Annotated in this window: 13 protein-coding genes; 1 reads left to right on the top strand and 12 read right to left on the bottom strand. The window is 67.2% G+C overall.

What is annotated here, in order from left to right; translation table 11 throughout:
• Positions 1 to 240: 240 nt before the first annotated feature.
• The 4 genes from lipA to ACI2JH_RS14395 form a co-directional block, all read right to left on the bottom strand.
• The gene (lipA, locus tag ACI2JH_RS14380) at positions 241 to 1254 is read right to left on the bottom strand and encodes a lipoyl synthase (protein ID WP_182657325.1); all 1014 of its coding nucleotides are present in this window, start codon (positions 1252 to 1254) and stop codon (positions 241 to 243) included.
• 41 nt (positions 1255 to 1295) lie between these two features.
• A complete protein-coding gene (gene lipB, locus ACI2JH_RS14385) occupies positions 1296 to 1985 on the bottom strand; it encodes a lipoyl(octanoyl) transferase LipB (RefSeq protein WP_319277337.1) in 690 nt (229 codons plus the stop codon).
• 11 nt (positions 1986 to 1996) lie between these two features.
• Positions 1997 to 2275, bottom strand: a complete 279-nt coding sequence (locus ACI2JH_RS14390; RefSeq protein WP_101098918.1) for a DUF493 family protein — start codon at positions 2273 to 2275, stop codon at positions 1997 to 1999.
• A gap of 214 nt (positions 2276 to 2489) precedes the next feature.
• Positions 2490 to 3482, bottom strand: coding sequence for a CsgG/HfaB family protein (locus ACI2JH_RS14395; RefSeq protein ID WP_042615460.1), 993 nt, complete (start codon positions 3480 to 3482; stop codon positions 2490 to 2492).
• A 352-nt stretch (positions 3483 to 3834) separates the two neighbouring features.
• Here ACI2JH_RS14395 and ACI2JH_RS14400 point away from each other — a divergent pair, with 352 nt between their 5' ends.
• Positions 3835 to 4896 carry a lipid A deacylase LpxR family protein gene (locus ACI2JH_RS14400; RefSeq protein ID WP_101098917.1) on the top strand — a complete coding sequence of 354 codons (1062 nt, stop codon included), beginning with the start codon at positions 3835 to 3837 and terminating at the stop codon, positions 4894 to 4896.
• A gap of 218 nt (positions 4897 to 5114) precedes the next feature.
• Here ACI2JH_RS14400 and ACI2JH_RS14405 read toward each other — a convergent pair whose 3' ends face one another.
• The 8 genes from ACI2JH_RS14405 to ACI2JH_RS14440 form a co-directional block, all read right to left on the bottom strand.
• Complete coding sequence (locus ACI2JH_RS14405) at positions 5115 to 6326, bottom strand: D-alanyl-D-alanine carboxypeptidase family protein (protein ID WP_182657326.1); 1212 nt, start codon at positions 6324 to 6326, stop codon at positions 5115 to 5117.
• 107 nt (positions 6327 to 6433) lie between these two features.
• Positions 6434 to 7765, bottom strand: coding sequence for a septal ring lytic transglycosylase RlpA family protein (locus ACI2JH_RS14410; RefSeq protein ID WP_404736547.1), 1332 nt, complete (start codon positions 7763 to 7765; stop codon positions 6434 to 6436).
• Complete coding sequence (gene mltB / locus ACI2JH_RS14415; RefSeq protein WP_404736548.1) at positions 7762 to 8910, bottom strand: lytic murein transglycosylase B; 1149 nt, start codon at positions 8908 to 8910, stop codon at positions 7762 to 7764. The genes ACI2JH_RS14410 and mltB overlap by 4 nt, the downstream gene beginning before the upstream one ends.
• Positions 8911 to 9354: 444 nt before the next feature.
• The gene (gene rodA / locus ACI2JH_RS14420) at positions 9355 to 10467 is read right to left on the bottom strand and encodes a rod shape-determining protein RodA (protein ID WP_101098912.1); all 1113 of its coding nucleotides are present in this window, start codon (positions 10465 to 10467) and stop codon (positions 9355 to 9357) included.
• A complete protein-coding gene (gene mrdA / locus ACI2JH_RS14425) occupies positions 10464 to 12515 on the bottom strand; it encodes a penicillin-binding protein 2 (RefSeq protein ID WP_404736549.1) in 2052 nt (683 codons plus the stop codon). The genes rodA and mrdA overlap by 4 nt, the downstream gene beginning before the upstream one ends.
• Position 12516: 1 nt before the next feature.
• Positions 12517 to 13002 (bottom strand): rod shape-determining protein MreD, encoded by a 486-nt coding sequence (mreD, locus tag ACI2JH_RS14430; RefSeq protein ID WP_101098910.1) that lies wholly within the window; start codon positions 13000 to 13002, stop codon positions 12517 to 12519.
• Complete coding sequence (gene mreC / locus ACI2JH_RS14435) at positions 12999 to 13958, bottom strand: rod shape-determining protein MreC (protein WP_404736550.1); 960 nt, start codon at positions 13956 to 13958, stop codon at positions 12999 to 13001. The genes mreD and mreC overlap by 4 nt, the downstream gene beginning before the upstream one ends.
• A 118-nt stretch (positions 13959 to 14076) precedes the next feature.
• A complete protein-coding gene (locus ACI2JH_RS14440; RefSeq protein ID WP_057509333.1) occupies positions 14077 to 15123 on the bottom strand; it encodes a rod shape-determining protein in 1047 nt (348 codons plus the stop codon).
• Positions 15124 to 15231 lie beyond the last annotated feature (108 nt).

Consider the following 15231-nt stretch of genomic DNA (forward strand, 5'->3'; position numbering starts at 1 on the left):
GTTTCCAGCGTAGACGGGGGCCTGTAGCAGCATGTGAACGAGGATCTGGCCCCTGGTAGCGTTGAAGGCAGCGGCAGGAGCCGCTGCCAACGTCGCTTGCGATGGCCCGGAGGGTGCCGGTCAGGAGGCCGGCATCGCCATGCTCGGCGAACGCAGCGGCGAAAGCGAAAGCGTGACGACCAACGGTCGTCACCCACCCGGTAGCGCCGAGCCATGCTCGGCGAGCGCAACGGCAACCGCTCAGGCGACGCCGGCGCCCTTGGCCTGCACGTCGGCGTGGTACGACGAGCGCACCATCGGGCCGGACGCCACGTGGCTGAAGCCGAGCTCGTAGCCGTAGTCTTCCAGCGCCTTGTAATCTTCCGGCGTCCAGTACTTGAGCACGGGGTGGTGGTGCGCGGTCGGCTGCAGGTACTGGCCGATGGTGATCATGTCCACGTCGTGGGCGCGCAGGTCGCGCATGGTGGCCTTGATCTGCTCGAACTCTTCGCCCAGCCCCAGCATGATGCCGCTCTTGGTCGGCACGCCCGGGTGCTGCGCCTTGAAGTTCTTCAGCAGGGTCAGCGACCACTGGTAATCCGCGCCCGGACGCACGTTGCGGTACAGGTCCGGCACGGTTTCGATGTTGTGGTTGAACACATCCGGCGGGTTCTGCGCGAGGATTTCCAGCGCGCGTTCCATGCGGCCCTTGCCGCGGAAGTCCGGGGTCAGCACTTCGATGCGGGTGCCCGGCGACTTCTCACGGATGGCGGTGATGCAGTCGACGAAGTGCTGCGCACCGCCGTCGCGCAGGTCATCGCGGTCCACGCTGGTCACCACCACGTACTTCAGGCCCATGTCGGCCACGGTCTGGCCAAGGGTGGCCGGCTCGTTGGCATCCGGCGGCTTGGGCCGGCCGTGGGCCACGTCGCAGAACGAGCAGCGCCGGGTGCAGACCTCGCCGAGGATCATGAAGGTCGCGGTGCCGTGGCTGAAGCACTCGTGGATGTTGGGGCAGCTGGCCTCTTCGCAGACCGTCACCAGACGGTTCTCGCGCAGCTTGGCCTTCAGGTTCTGCACCGCATTGCCGGAGGGAATGCGCACGCGGATCCAGGACGGCTTGCGCAGCACCGGCGCGTCGGCGAACTGCACCGGCGAGCGGTTGATCTTGTCACCGCCCAGCTGTTTGACGCCGGCCTGCAACGGCGCGGCGGCGGGAGCGGAATCGCCCTGCAGCATCTGCAGGGGAATGGTGCGGGCAGTCTGTTCGGTCATGGTGTTCCCGGCGGCAACGGGGCCGCGTGGTATGGGTTCGGTCAGGCAGACAGGTCCGGCTGCGTGGAGGACGGCTGCAGGTGCAGGCCGAACTGGCGCGCCAGGTTGTCCAGCAGGACGGGCTTGACGGCTGCCATGCCGGAGGGCCCGCCCAAGTCTACCATCGTGGTCACCTGCAGCCCCTGGTAACCGCAGGGGTTGATGCGGCGGAAGGGCTCCAGGTCCATCGCGACGTTGAACGCCAGGCCATGGAACGTGCAGCCGCGGCGGACCCGGATGCCGAGCGCGGCCACCTTGGCTCCTCCCACGTACACGCCCGGGGCGCCATCCTGGCGTTCCGCGCCGATGTTCCACTCGGCAAGGGTATCGATGATGGCCTGTTCGATCCGGCATACGTAATCACGCACGCCGATGCCCAGCCGCGGCAGGCGCAGCAAGGGGTAGACCACGATCTGGCCGGGGCCGTGATAGGTCACCTGGCCGCCGCGGTCCACTTTCACCACCGGGATGTCCCCGGGGGCGAGCACGTGTTCGGGCTTGCCGGCCTGGCCCAGGGTGAACACCGGGTCGTGCTCGACCACCCATAGTTCGTCGGCGGTATCGTCGTGGCGCTGGTCGGTGAAGCGCTGCATTGCGCGCCAGACCGGTTCGTAGGGCTGGCGGCCGAGGTCGCGGACTACGGCGGGCTGGGATTGACGGCCCTGGGGCGATTGATGGCCAGCGGCCGTCACTACCGCCGGTGCTACAGCGTCCACTTTACTTCCGGATGCTCGCGCAGCACCTCGTGGGCGAGGTCGTACTGGGCGCGGTCGCGGGCGGTGAATGCCATGCGCACCGAGACGTACTTGCCGTTGGAGGAGTGCTTCCAGCTGATCTGCTCGTTGAGCACGTCAATGCCGGCGGCCATCAGCAGCTTGGGGAGTTCCACTTCCAGCCCGGAGTTGGCCGCGCCCATGGCGCTGAGCTCGAACTGCCCGGGGAACTGGAAGCCGTGTTCGGGATTGTCGGACTTGATTTCCATCCGCCCATTATCGGGCCGCCGCAGATCAAACCCAAGGGGGTCCGATCGGTAGTGACGGCCGCTGGCCGTCCTGCCTTTGGCCTTGGCCCCGGCCCAGGTGGGTGACGACCGTTGGTCGTCACGCCTTTGCCCTTGCCGCTGCGCTCGCCGAGCATGGCTCGGCGCTACCGCTCCGGCTTCGGTGAATGACGGCCGGTGGCCGTCACTCCCCGCCTTACTTGGCCAGCTGCATGGACGTGGAATTGACCCAGCCCTTGTTGCCCATCTCGTCTTCCACTTCCCACATCGTGCCGTCCTTCTGGCCGGTGGGGTACAGCAGCATGCCCGGTTCCAGGTCACGCACGGCCGCGCCGGTGCCCTTGGAATTGGCCAGCAGGCGACCGGCCTTCAGCATGGTCACGGCCTGGCTGCTGTTGGCGGCGGAGGCGTCGGCCGGCAGGCCGCCCAGCTCGTTCACCATGTTGGTGTAGGCCTGCAGGTAGGCCAGGGTGATCACCTGGCCCAGTTCGGTGTTGGCATAGCCGCCCACGCCCATCGCGCCGATGCCGCCACCGCCGAACAGGCCGCCGCCGGCGCCCCAGCCCAGGTCGGTCTTCTTCGAGTTGCCTTCCACGATCGCGACCTGCTCGGAGGAACGCACGTCGGTCAGGGTCAGGGTGACGTCCGCGGTCTTGCTGCGGAAGTTCAGCCCACCCACCACGGCACCGGCCTTGCCGCCGATCAGCCCGCCCAGCAGGCCACCGATCGCGTTGCCGCTGGCATTGCTGTTCTGCGAGATCAGGTCGGGCACCAGCACGTAATCGGCCGCGCGGATCTGGCCCTTGCCGATGTTCGAACGGCCACGCAGCTCACCTTCCGAAGCCAGCGCGCGCTCGGCCTGGGCGGCGGCCATGCCGACGCCACGGTCGACCAGGGTGAAGCACTTGGACTTGTTGACGAACACCTTGATCAGCTTGGAAGGCGCCGGCAGCTGCTGCCCGGTCCACCAGTTCACCACGTCTTCCGGTTCGATCACCGAAATCGAGCCCAGCGGCTTGGTGCAGACCGGGATCTGCGCCTGGCCCTGCTTGCTCTGCTCCTGCGCGGAGGTACGGCTGGAGCTGAAGCTGTCGCGCAGGCCGGCCGAGGCAGGTGCACTGACGGCCATCAGGCCAACGCCCAGCACGGCGGTGACCACGAGGGTGGCGAACGAATTCTGTTGGGTCATGTCTGTTGTCCAGCGCGCCTGCCCGTTGCAGGCGGCGCGCAATCCATTGGTTTGAGAGAGGCCGGTGGTGGCAGGCCGGAATCCTTGAACAGCGCCCTCTGGCGCCGGCGCAGAGGATAAAACACCGCTGTGCCAACGGCAACCGCGGCTGAACAACGGTCCAATTGGATGCGAGGGAGGCAAATTATCGTGACGCTCATCACTTTTTCCAACCCGCCGACGGGACGGTACGAACGCGCGGCGTAGAAGTCCACGTGCGGAACGGACCAGACCGGCCACGGCCGTCGATCCGAATTCACATCGGCGCTACCGTATTTAGGAGAAAAACGTCAAAACAGCCCTCTGGACCTCCATGCACCCTACGCGTATCGCGGCAGCCCTCGGGCTGACCAGCCTGATGGCCCTCGCCCTCCCTGCCCACGCCGCCGATCAATGCAGCCAGAGTGCGCTGGCCGATCATCCCCCGCAGATCAATTTCCGCGTGGACAACGACCTGTTCGGTGGTGCCGACCAGGACCAGGGCTATACCAACGGCGCGCAGATCACCTTCGTATCCCCGAACCTGGTGGACTTCACCGACGACCCCTGCCTGCCGCGCCTGGCGCGCTGGGTCAACAGCCACCTGGAAGCGCTGCATCCGGGCGAGTTCGAGCAGCAGAACATGATCTTCAGCATCGCCCAGGGCATCTTCACGCCGAGCGATTTCACCCGCAAGGACGTCATTGAAGATGACCGTCCCTACGCAGGCGTTCTGGTCGGCAGCTTCGGCTACAACGCGCGGCGCGGCAATTACCTGCAGACCACCCAGCTGACGCTGGGCGTGGTCGGCCCCTGGGCACTGGGCAAGGAAGTCCAGGACGGTGTGCATGACCTGCTGGGCGATGACAAATTCCAGGGCTGGGACAACCAGTTGCACAACGAGCCGGTGGTGATGCTGACCCACGAACGGATGAACCGTTGGCCGCGCGATGCCACCGACAACGCCAGCGGCTGGGGGTGGGATGCGATCAGCCACTACGGCGGCGCGGTCGGCAACCTGGCCACCCACCTCAATGCCGGTGGCGAAGTGCGCTTCGGCTGGAAACTGCCGGATGATTTCGGCAGCACACCGCTGCGGCCCGCAGGCGAGAACACCGCGCCCTCGCGTGGTGGCCGGCCCAGTGGCTGGTCGTGGCACCTGTTCGCCACCACCGATGCGGCCTGGGTGATCCGCGATATCACCCTGGACGGCAACACCTTCCGCAACAGCCACAGCGTGGACAAGAAGCCTGTGGTGGCACAGGGTGGCTACGGCGTGGCGGTGATGCGCGGGCGCTGGAAGTTCGCTCTGGCGCGCTATCACAGCACCAAGGAGTTCGACGGACAGCGGCAATCGCCGATCTTCGGCAGCTTCACCATCAGCCGTTCGCTGTAAGCCGGCGGGAAGGCCACCGGCGGATCACAACCTGCTGCCGCCTAGGCACGCGATCCTGCGCAGCCGGCGCCGTATCTCCACCAGACGCGACTGCCGGTGGGTGACGACCGCTGGCCGTCATGCGTCTGCTTTGGCAGCAGAAAGCCCGCGATTCGCATCGCGGGCTTTCTGGGGTAGACAGGGGGATGACGGCCAGTGGCCGTCGCTACCGCCGTCGGTTATTCCGATTCCCACCACATCCAGAAGCTGTGCCACAGACGCTTGAAGAAGCCGGCTTCTTCGACCGCAGCGATCGCCACCAGCGGTGCCTGTGCGACCACCTTGCCATCGAGCGTCACCTTCAGCGTGCCGATCTGCTGGCCCGCGGTGAACGGCGCCACCAGCGACTTGGGCACATCGATGCTCGGCTTCAGGTCGTTGTAGCGGCCACGCGGCAGGCTGACCAGCATCGGCTGCGCTACGCCCAGCTGCACGGTGTCGGCGGTGCCCTTCCACACCTTGTGCTCGGCGACGACCTTGCCGGGCTCGTACAGGCGATGGGTTTCAAAGAAGCGGAAGCCCCAGTTCAACAGCGCCAGGCTGTCATCGGCACGCTGCTTCTCCGATGCGCCGCCCAGCACCACTGCGATCAGGCGCTGGTCACCGCGCTGCGCGGAGCTCATCAGGCAGTAGCCTGCGGCGGAGGTGTGGCCGGTCTTGATGCCGTCCACGCTGCCATCGCGCCACAACAACAGGTTGCGGTTGGGCTGCTTGATGTTGCCCACGGTGAATTCCTTCACCTTGTTGTAGGCATAGGTTTCCGGGTAATCGCGCACGAACGCGCGGCCCAGCAGTGCCAGGTCACGCGCGGTGCTGTGGTGGCCTTCGGCGGTCAGGCCGTGGGCGTTGACGAAGTGCGAGTTGGTCATGCCGATCTTCGCGGCATAGCTGTTCATCAGCGAGGCGAACGCTTCTTCGCTGCCGGCCACGTGTTCGGCCAGCGCGATGGCAGCATCGTTGCCGGACTGGATCGCCATGCCCTTTTCCATGTCTTCCAGACGCGCGGTCTGGTTGACCGGGAAGCCGCTGTAGCTGCCGTCGGTACCGGCGCCGCCTTCGCGCCATGCGCGTTCGCTCATCATCACCTGGTCGTCGGGCTTGACCTTGCCGTTCTTCACTTCGGCGGCAACGACGTAGCTGGTCATCACCTTGGTGATGCTGGCCGGGGCGAGCTGGGCGTCGACGTTCTCACCGGCGAGGACCTGGCCGGACGCGTAGTCCATCAGGATCCAGGCTTTGGACACGCTGGGGACCGGGGCCGGCGGCGTCGCAACGGCGGTCGGTGCAGTGGTCGCAGCCGGAGCGGCCGGGGTCGGCAGCGGGGTCTGGGCATGGGCCAGGCCCACCAGCAGGGTGGCGGCCAGCGCAGTGGCGGCAAAACGGAATTTCATGGGCGGGCAGGCTCCTGGAGCGGCCAAGGTCGGAAGGGGAAAACGACCGCCATTGTAGGCGGTCGGCAGGCGCGGCGCGGCAGGGCGTCAGGCCACGCCGGGGAGTGTCATTCCTTGACGATCTGCGGGGCGCCGAAACCCAGACCGGCAATGCGGCCGGCAAGTTCCGTCGCATTGGCGTGGTCGTTGGCCGGCACCCGCAGGCGCCACAACGTGCGGCCGCCAGCGGCGATGTCGCTGATGGTCGCACCGACGATGCCGGCAGCGGTCAACTGGCCCTGCGCACGGGTGGCGTTGTCGCGGCTGGCGAAGCTGGCCACCTGCAGGAGCACGTTGCCGAGGACTTTTTCGGACAGCGTGGGCGGCTGCGCCGCGACGGCTGCGGTTGCCATGGCAGTGGGGCGGGCGGCTGAGGAGGGTTTATCGGGTTGACGGCCAGCGGCCGTCACTACCGGGGCGGCGGGTTTGCCGGTGGCAACGCGCACGTTGTTGTCGCGCATCCAGCGGTCGAAGTTGTCGGCCGAACCGGGCTTGGCGCTGTCGGCAACGCGGTAGCGGTAGGCCTCCGCGCCAGTGGGGGGCTTTGCGGCGGCGGCCACCGCTCGCGGTGCCGGTTCCCGGGTGGCCGCAGCCGGTGCTTCGGCCGGCAGGCGGTTCACCAGGGCATCGATGGCCGATGGCGCCGCCGCCGTGGCCGCCACCATGGTAGTGGCGCGGCGCTCGGCACGGGTCGGTTTGGCGTCGGCCAGCAGGTTGCCCTCGCCCGGCTGCAGCGCGCGCACTTCCACGTTGCCGGTGCCGCGCTGGGTGATGCCCAGGCGCACCGCAGCCGCGTAGCTGAGATCAATCACGCGGCCGTCGTGGAACGGCCCCCGGTCGTTGACCCGCACGATCACCGATTCGCCGTTGTCCAGGTTGGTCACCCGGGCGAAGCTCGGCAGTGGCAGGGTCTTGTGCGCGGCGGTGAACTGGTACATGTCATAGACCTCGCGGTTGGAGGTCAGGCGCCCGTGGAACTTGGCACCGTAGTAGGAGGCCGTGCCCTTTTCGGCATAACCCCGGGTGCTGTCCATCACCTTGTACTTCTTGCCCAGCACCTCATAGGGGGACCGGTTGCCGATGGCCGAGCGCGCCAGCTCCTGCACTTCCGGCTCCGGGATGCAGGCCACGTTGGGGATGTAGCTCGGCGTGGTGTCCTTCACCCCCGGCTTGTACAGGCCGCCAGCGGTGTAGTTGCCGCGGGTGGCGAGGTCTTCCGACGCGGCCGCGTACGGCGACCCTTCCGGGCAGTGCGCGGGACGGCCGCCGCCCTTGCCCTGCACCACCGTGGTGGCCGGCTTGCCGCCCGTGCTGGCGGTTCCACCGGGTTTCTTGGGCGCGCTGCTGCATGCGGCCAGCGCAAGGATCAACGCTCCGGGGACCCACCATCTGATGTTCATGCCGGTGGCAGCTCCTGTCCTGCGATGGCCTGCGACAGCTGGAACACGGCCATCGCGTACATCTTGGAGATGTTGTATCGGGTGATCGCGTAATAGTTCTGGAAGCCCAGCCAGTACTGCTTGCCGGTGCTGCCTTCCAGGGTGATCGGGGTGGCGGTGGCGCCGGGCTGCACGGCCGCGTTGGGCGTGTAGCCGCGTGCAGCCAGATCCTGCAGCGACCAGCTCGGGGTCCATTCGGTCGGATTGAATTCTTCGCGCCCGGCCGCCAGCGTGGCGGGCACGGCAACCTGTCCGCCGCGCACCCAGCCGCCCTTCTTGACGAAGTAATTGGCGATGGACGAGAACACGTCGTCGTAGCTGTTGAAGAGGTCGCGGCGACCGTCACCGTTGCCGTCCACGGCGAAATCCAGGTAACTGGACGGCATGAACTGGCCCATGCCCATCGCCCCGGCATAGCTGCCCTTGAGCGTGGTGATGTCCAGCTTTTCGTCGCGCGCCAGCACGAAGGCCTTGGCCAGTTCGTCGCGGAAGAACAGTTCGCGGCGGACTTCGCGTTCCAGCTTGGCCGGGTCGCCGCTGCGCGGGTAATAGAAAGCCAGGGTATACAGCGCATCCAGCACGCGGTGGTTGCCGGTGTTGCCGCCGTAGCTGGTCTCCACGCCGATGATGGCCACGATGACTTCGGCCGGCACGCCGGTGCGCTGCTGCACACGCATCAGCTCGTCGCGGTGTTGGGCGAGGAACTTCCTGCCGCCGTCGATGCGCGCCTGGCTGATGAAGATCGGGCGGTACTCGTTCCACGGCTTCACCCGCTCCGCTGGGCGCGACATGGCGGCGATGATCGGCTGGCGTACCTGCGCCTGGTCGAGCACGCTGGCGATGTAGGCGGGAGCGAGCCCGTGCGCGGCGGCGGTGTCGCGAATGAAGTTTGCGCGGGCTGTTTCAAAGGGGACCGGAGTGAGGTCCACCGGCGGTGCGCTGGACGCAGCCGATTCGGGCGCGGCTTCAGCCGGTCCCTTGTTCTGTCCGGATGCCGGCTTGTGCGGCGCCACGGTTGCCTGCGAAGGCGGTGGAGGACTCGACGGCTGGGTCGCGCAGGCGACCAGGCCGAGGGTGAGCATGCAGGCCAGAGTACGTCGGATCATCGCCGCAGGTTAGCAGGTCATGGATGAAATAAAACCCCTAACACCATGAATAGCAAAGGATTGGTTAATCCGCTGCTGCTTTGTAAAACCAGCGTGAAGGCCGGCAACGAACAAGCCGGTTGCGCCCCCATCCCCCGACGGGCGCAACCGGCCTGACGGACCATCCAATACTGCCCCTGCATCTCCCCAGAGCAGGCGGCAAAACGTGAGGTCGTGCTGCGGTTCGCCAGGTGGTCGGCGTAGAAGATGAACGCGCCCTGCCTGACGGGCGCCATTGTGCAGGCCGTTTGCGTCAAAACCATTGATCCGGATCAACAGTGTTCGGAAATGTGACGCAATGCGCACTTGAAGTGTGAAATCTTCATCGCAGGGAAACGAATCGTGGAGGGGTCAACACGGCGTCAGCGTCCTTTTCCGCAGGAAACGGACGCTGCCCCCTGGCGGCTACCGATAACCACCGTGAACAGGGTTGTGGCTGCGCACGGCCATCACCAGCCCGAAGCCGGCCAGCAACGACACTGCCGAGGTGCCGCCGTAGCTGATCAGCGGCATCGGCACGCCCACCACCGGCAGCAGGCCGGAGATCATGCCGCCGTTGACCAGCACATAGACGAAGAACGCCAGGCCGGTGGCGCCGGCGAGCAGGCGCGAGTAGGAATCGCGTGACTGGCTGGCGATCCACAGGCAGCGGCCGATCACCACCAGATACAGGGCCAGCACCAGCGCCACGCCGATCCAGCCGAACTCTTCGCTCAGCACCGAAAATGCGAAGTCCGTCGTCTGCTCGGGGATGAAGTTCAGGTGCGACTGTGAGCCCTGCCCCCAGCCCTTGCCGTCCAGCCCACCGGATCCGATCGCGATCTTGGACTGGATGATGTTCCAGCCGGCCCCCAGCGCATCCATCTCCGGGTCCAGGAACATCATGATGCGATCCTTCTGGTACGGCATCAGCAGCCAGAACCAGGCCACCGGCGCGACCGCGGCCACGCCCCCCACGCCCAGCCCCACCCACCACCATGGCAGGCCGGCCAGCAGCAGTACGAACACCCCGCTGGCGGCGATCAGCACGCCGGTACCGAAGTCCGGCTGCAGCATCACCGCGGCAGTGGGCGCGCCGATGATCAGCATGCTGACCAGCACGGTCGTGAAGCGCGGCGGCAGCGGCATGCGGTGCAGGTACCAGGCCACCATCATCGGCAGGCTGACCTTCAACAACTCGGCCGGCTGCAGGTAGAACAGCTTGAGGTCCAGCCACTGCCGCCCGTACTTGCCGGTACCGATGGCGAACACCGCCAGCAGCGGGATCATCGAGATGGCGTAGATCATCGGCGTGGCCGAGCGGATGCGCAGGATAGGCACCCGCGAAATGCCCCACATCGCGGCCAGACCGACGGCGAAACGCGCCCCCTGGGCGAATACCAGGCCATCGCCCCCGGCGCTCTTCAGCGTGGCCAGGCCGATCAGCATCAATGCGCCGAGCGCCGCACACAGCATCCAGTCCAGGGTGCTGAAGAAGCGCACCAGCATGTCGCCGGCCCAGCGCAGGAAGTCCTTCATCGGGCGGGCTCCGGGGAGAGCGTCCGCTGATCATGGATCGGCGCTGCCGGGGTGGCGGGCTCCGCGGCCGGCGGCCCGACCTGCACCGGCAGCTCGCCGGCTTCCATCGCCGCAGCATCGCCATTGGCGCGGGCGCTGCTGTCTTCGTTGTCGAAGGCGGTGGCACCGAAGGCCACGCTGCCGCGCTCCACGTCCAGCGGCAGCACGCCCTCGGGCATCTTGCCCAGCAGCCACGCATCGAACACCTTGCGCGCGATCGGAGCGGCCGCCGAGCCGCCGTAGCCGCCACCCTCCACCGCCACCGCGATGGCGATGACCGGGTTGTCGGCCGGCGCGAAACCGACGAACAGCGAACGATGGCGCAGGTGCAGCGGCAGGCTGCGCGGATCGACGGCTGCAGTGCCCTTGCGACTGATCACCTGTGCGGTGCCGGTCTTGCCGGCCATGACATACGGCGCCCCGGCGGCCATGCGCGCGCCGCTGCCGCCCGGCTGCATGGTCGCCATCATGCCTTCGCGCACCGCCTGCACGTTGTTCGGGTTGGGGCTGAGGGGCTTGGCTTCACTTGCCGGCGTCATGGTCCAGTCGCTGTCGAAGCCGGCGCGCTGCTGCATCACCAGGTGCGGCGTGCGCAGCTGTCCGCTGGCGATGCCACTGACGCCGCGCACCAGTTGCAGCGGCGTCACTTTCCAGTCGCCCTGGCCGATGCTCACGTTCACCGTGTCGCCGGGGTACCAGCGCTCCTTGCGGGTCTTGGCCTTGTACGCCGGCGAAGGCAGGATGCCGCCGATCTCGCCGGTCAGGTCGATGCCGGTCGGCTTGCCAAAGCCGTAGTACTCCATGTAGTGGTCGAAGCGCTCGATCCCCAGGTCCAGCGCCAACCGGTAGTAATACGTATTGACCGACTGGGCGATGGATTTGCGCAGGTCGGTCCAACCATGGCCCCCACGGTGCGCATCACCCCAGCCACGGCTGGTACCGGGCAGGTAGAACATGCCGGTGGAAAGTACCTTGTCCTCCGGCTTGCGCACCCCGGCATCCAGCCCGGCCAGGCCGATCAGCGGCTTCAGCGTCGAACCCGGCGCCACCCCGCCCAGCACCAGCCGGTTGAACTGCGGCCGCGAGGGGTTGTCGTTGAGCGCGCGGAAATCCGCGTGCGAGATGCCGTTGACGAACAGATTGGCGTCATACGAAGGCAGGCTGACCATCGCCAGCACTTCACCGGTGCGCGGGTCCATGGCCACCGCCGCGCCTTCCTGCACGCCGAAGGCGGCCACCATCGCGCGCTGCAGGTCGGCGTCGATGGACAGCCGCAGGTCGGTGCCGGACTGCGCCGCCACCCGGCCGACGGTGCGGATCGCGCGGCCCTGCACGTTGGTTTCCACCTGTTCGTAGCCGACCCGGCCGCGCAGTTGTTGTTCGTAGTAGCGCTCCAGCCCGGATTTGCCGATGTGGGTCAGGGCCGCGTTGCCCTCGCCCAGCATCTCCAGGTCCTTGTCATCCACCCGGCCGACATAGCCGATGACATGCGCGAACAGATCGCCGAAGGGATAGCGCCGGGTCAGGTAGGGCTCCAGCTCGACTCCGGGGAAGCGCCAGCGATCCACCGCGAAGCGTGCCATCTCCTCTTCGCTGACGCGCAGTTTCAAGGTGACCGGCAGGAAGCTGCGACGCGCCTTGCGTGATCGGTTGAACGCTTCGATCTCTTCCTCGCTGAGCGGGAAGATCTTCGCCAGCCCGGCCAGGGTGGCGTCCATGTCCTTGACCTTGTCCGGGGTGACGTCCAGGCGGAACGCCGGCACGTTCTCGGCCAGCAGGCGGCCGTTGCGGTCGTAGATCATGCCGCGCCCGGGCACCACCGGACGCGGCTTGATGCGGTTGGCCTCCGAGCGTGTGGCGTAGATCTCGTGGTCCATCACCTGCAGCTTGAAATACCAGCCGCCCAGCCCACCCAGGCACAGCAGCACGCCGAGGAACCCCAGTGCCGCGCGACGGCGGAACTGTTCGGCCTCGGCATGCGGATTCTTGACCGCGCGGCGCGAACTCATGTCAGCGTCCGCGCCGTCCGAAGCGCACTGCATCCAGCAGCACGAACACCAGCGGCCACAGCGCCATGCCCAGCAGCGGTGCCCACCAGTAGGCCCACGGCAGGGTGGGTTCGCCCACCACCACGTGCACCACGGCACTGACGATGCGGTCGTTGAACAGCAGGCCGCCGATGGCGAGGATCTGCTGGGACATCGGGAAGAAGCGGATGCGGGCGCGGAAGCGCTGCAGGATGAAGGCCATGATCACCAGCCGCAGCGCCTGTTCGCCGAGCACGCCGCCGTACAGGAAATCGGCGATCACGCCGGTGGCGAACGCTACGCCCAGGCCTACCCGGTCGGGGGCTTCGATCACCCAGTAGGCCAGCACCAACGCCAGCCAGTAGGGACGCAGCGGCTGCAGCAGCGCCGGCAGCGGCAACAGCCCCAGCAGCAGCGCCACCACCAGGCTGAGCGGCAGCACCCAGCGGTTGTCACGCAGGCGGCTCACGGTCGCAACCCGGTGGGTTCACGCCGAGCATGGCTCGGCGCTACCGGAGCCGCGGCCGCTTCGGTGGGTGACGGCCGCTGGTCCTCACGCGTGGTGGGTAGTGACGGCGGGATCCGGATCGGCGAGCCCGGCCGCAGCAACAACACATCGCGACCGCGATCCAACGCCGCGGCGGGCTTCAGCTCACCCACCAGGAAGGCATGCGTGTCATCGGGGCGCAGCGCAGCGATGCTGCCCACCGGGAAACCGACCGGGAACCGCCCGCCCAGCCCGGAGGTGACGATCTCATCGCCCACTTCCACGCCCGCACTCAGCGGAATATCGCGCAGTTCAAGCGTATCGCCGCGCCCATAGACGATCAGGCGCACGCCGTTGCGCGCCACCGTCACCGGCACCGCATGGTCCGGGTCGGTCAGCAGCAGCACGGTGGAGGTACTGGCGGTCACGCTGATCACCTGCCCCATCAGCCCGCCGGCATCGATCACCGCCTGGCCCACGTGCACGCCTTCGCGGCTGCCGGCAGCCAGCACCAGGCGCTGCTTCACCGGATCCAGGTCGATATCCAGGATCGGCGCCAACTGCACGTCCAGCCCGCTGCGCTCGGCCACGTTCAACAGTTCGCGCAGCTGCGCGTTGTCCAGCGCGGCGGTCTGCAGGCGGGTCAGCCGCGCATTGGCGATCAGCAGGTTGTTGCGCAACTGGCGGTTCTCGGCCACCAGCTGGCCATGGCTGGCTGCGTTGTCACGCACCTGGTTGCCCAGGCGCCCGGGCAGGCCGGCCAGGTTCCAGGCCGGCTGCACCAGCACGTTGGCCTGGTCACGCAGGCGCGCAAGCCAGCCGGCCTGGTCGTCCAGCACGATCAGGGTGATCGCCAGCACCAGGTAAGCCAGCAGCCGCAGCGGGCTGGCGGCATCGCCGGAGCGGGAAGCAATGGGGGGTCCGGCGTAGGGCGGCACGATGCAGCTTCAGCTAGGAATCAGATGGGAAACACGACGGCGCCCTGCCGGTGCCGGCCCGCCGCGAAGGCGGGCCGCACCCCGGAAGGGCGCGGCGCTCACGTAATGCCGGGGAGACTTACTCCGGCGCAAAGAACTCGTTGCCGTGCATGTCCACCAGCTCCAGCGCACGACCGCCACCGCGGGCCACGCAGGTCAGCGGATCGTCGGCCACCTGCACGTGCAGGCCGGTTTCTTCGGAGATCAGGCGATCCATGTCACGCAGCAGGGCGCCACCACCGGTGAGCACGATACCGCGCTCGGCGACGTCGGCGCACAGTTCCGGCGGGGTCTGTTCCAGCGCCAGCTTGACCGCGCTGACGATGCCGGACAGCGGCTCGTGCAGGGCTTCGAGCACCTCGTTGGAGGTGATCTTGATCATCTTCGGCACGCCCTCGGCGAGGTTGCGGCCGGAGATCTCCATCTCGATCACCTGCGCCTGCGGGTAAGCGCAGCCGAGCTCCACCTTGATCCGCTCGGCGGTGGCTTCACCGATCAGCATGCCGTGGTTGCGGCGCACGTAGTTGGTGATGGATTCATCGAAGCGGTCACCGCCGATGCGCACCGAAGCCGAATAGACGATGCCGTTGAGCGAGATCACCGCCACTTCGGTGGTGCCGCCGCCGATATCGATGACCATCGAACCGCGGGCCTCGGTCACCGGCATGCCAGCACCGATTGCCGCGGCCATCGGCTCTTCGATCAGGAACACGTCGCGCGCACCGGCCTCTTCGGCCGACTCCTTGATCGCGCGGCGCTCCACCTGGGTCGAACCGGCCGGCACGCAGACCAGCACGCGCGGGCTCGGGCGCAGGAAGCGCGACTTGTGCACCTTCTTGATGAAGTGCTTCAGCATCGCCTCGGTGTAGGTGAAATCGGCGATGACGCCATCCTTCATCGGGCGGATGGTGGTGATGTGGCCGGGGGTACGGCCGAGCATCTGCTTGGCTTCGGCGCCGACGGCAGCCACCGAGCGGGTGCCACCGATGGCACGGTCCTGGCGCACGGCGACCACGGACGGCTCGTTCAGCACGATTCCCTGTCCGCGCACATAGATGAGGGTGTTGGCCGTGCCCAGGTCGATGGACAGGTCATTGGAGAACATGCCGCGGAGTTTCTTCAACATCGAGGTGGTGATCCTGAGGGGTGCGCAATTCCGGCCTGGAATGGGGAATCGTGGGCAAAATTTAGACAGACAAGCCTAACAACCCGCCCCCCTGCGGGCAAGGATATT

Origin of the sequence: Stenotrophomonas sp. NPDC078853 (genome assembly GCF_044901215.1) — a bacterium.
In the GTDB taxonomy this organism is placed as follows: domain Bacteria; phylum Pseudomonadota; class Gammaproteobacteria; order Xanthomonadales; family Xanthomonadaceae; genus Stenotrophomonas; species Stenotrophomonas lacuserhaii.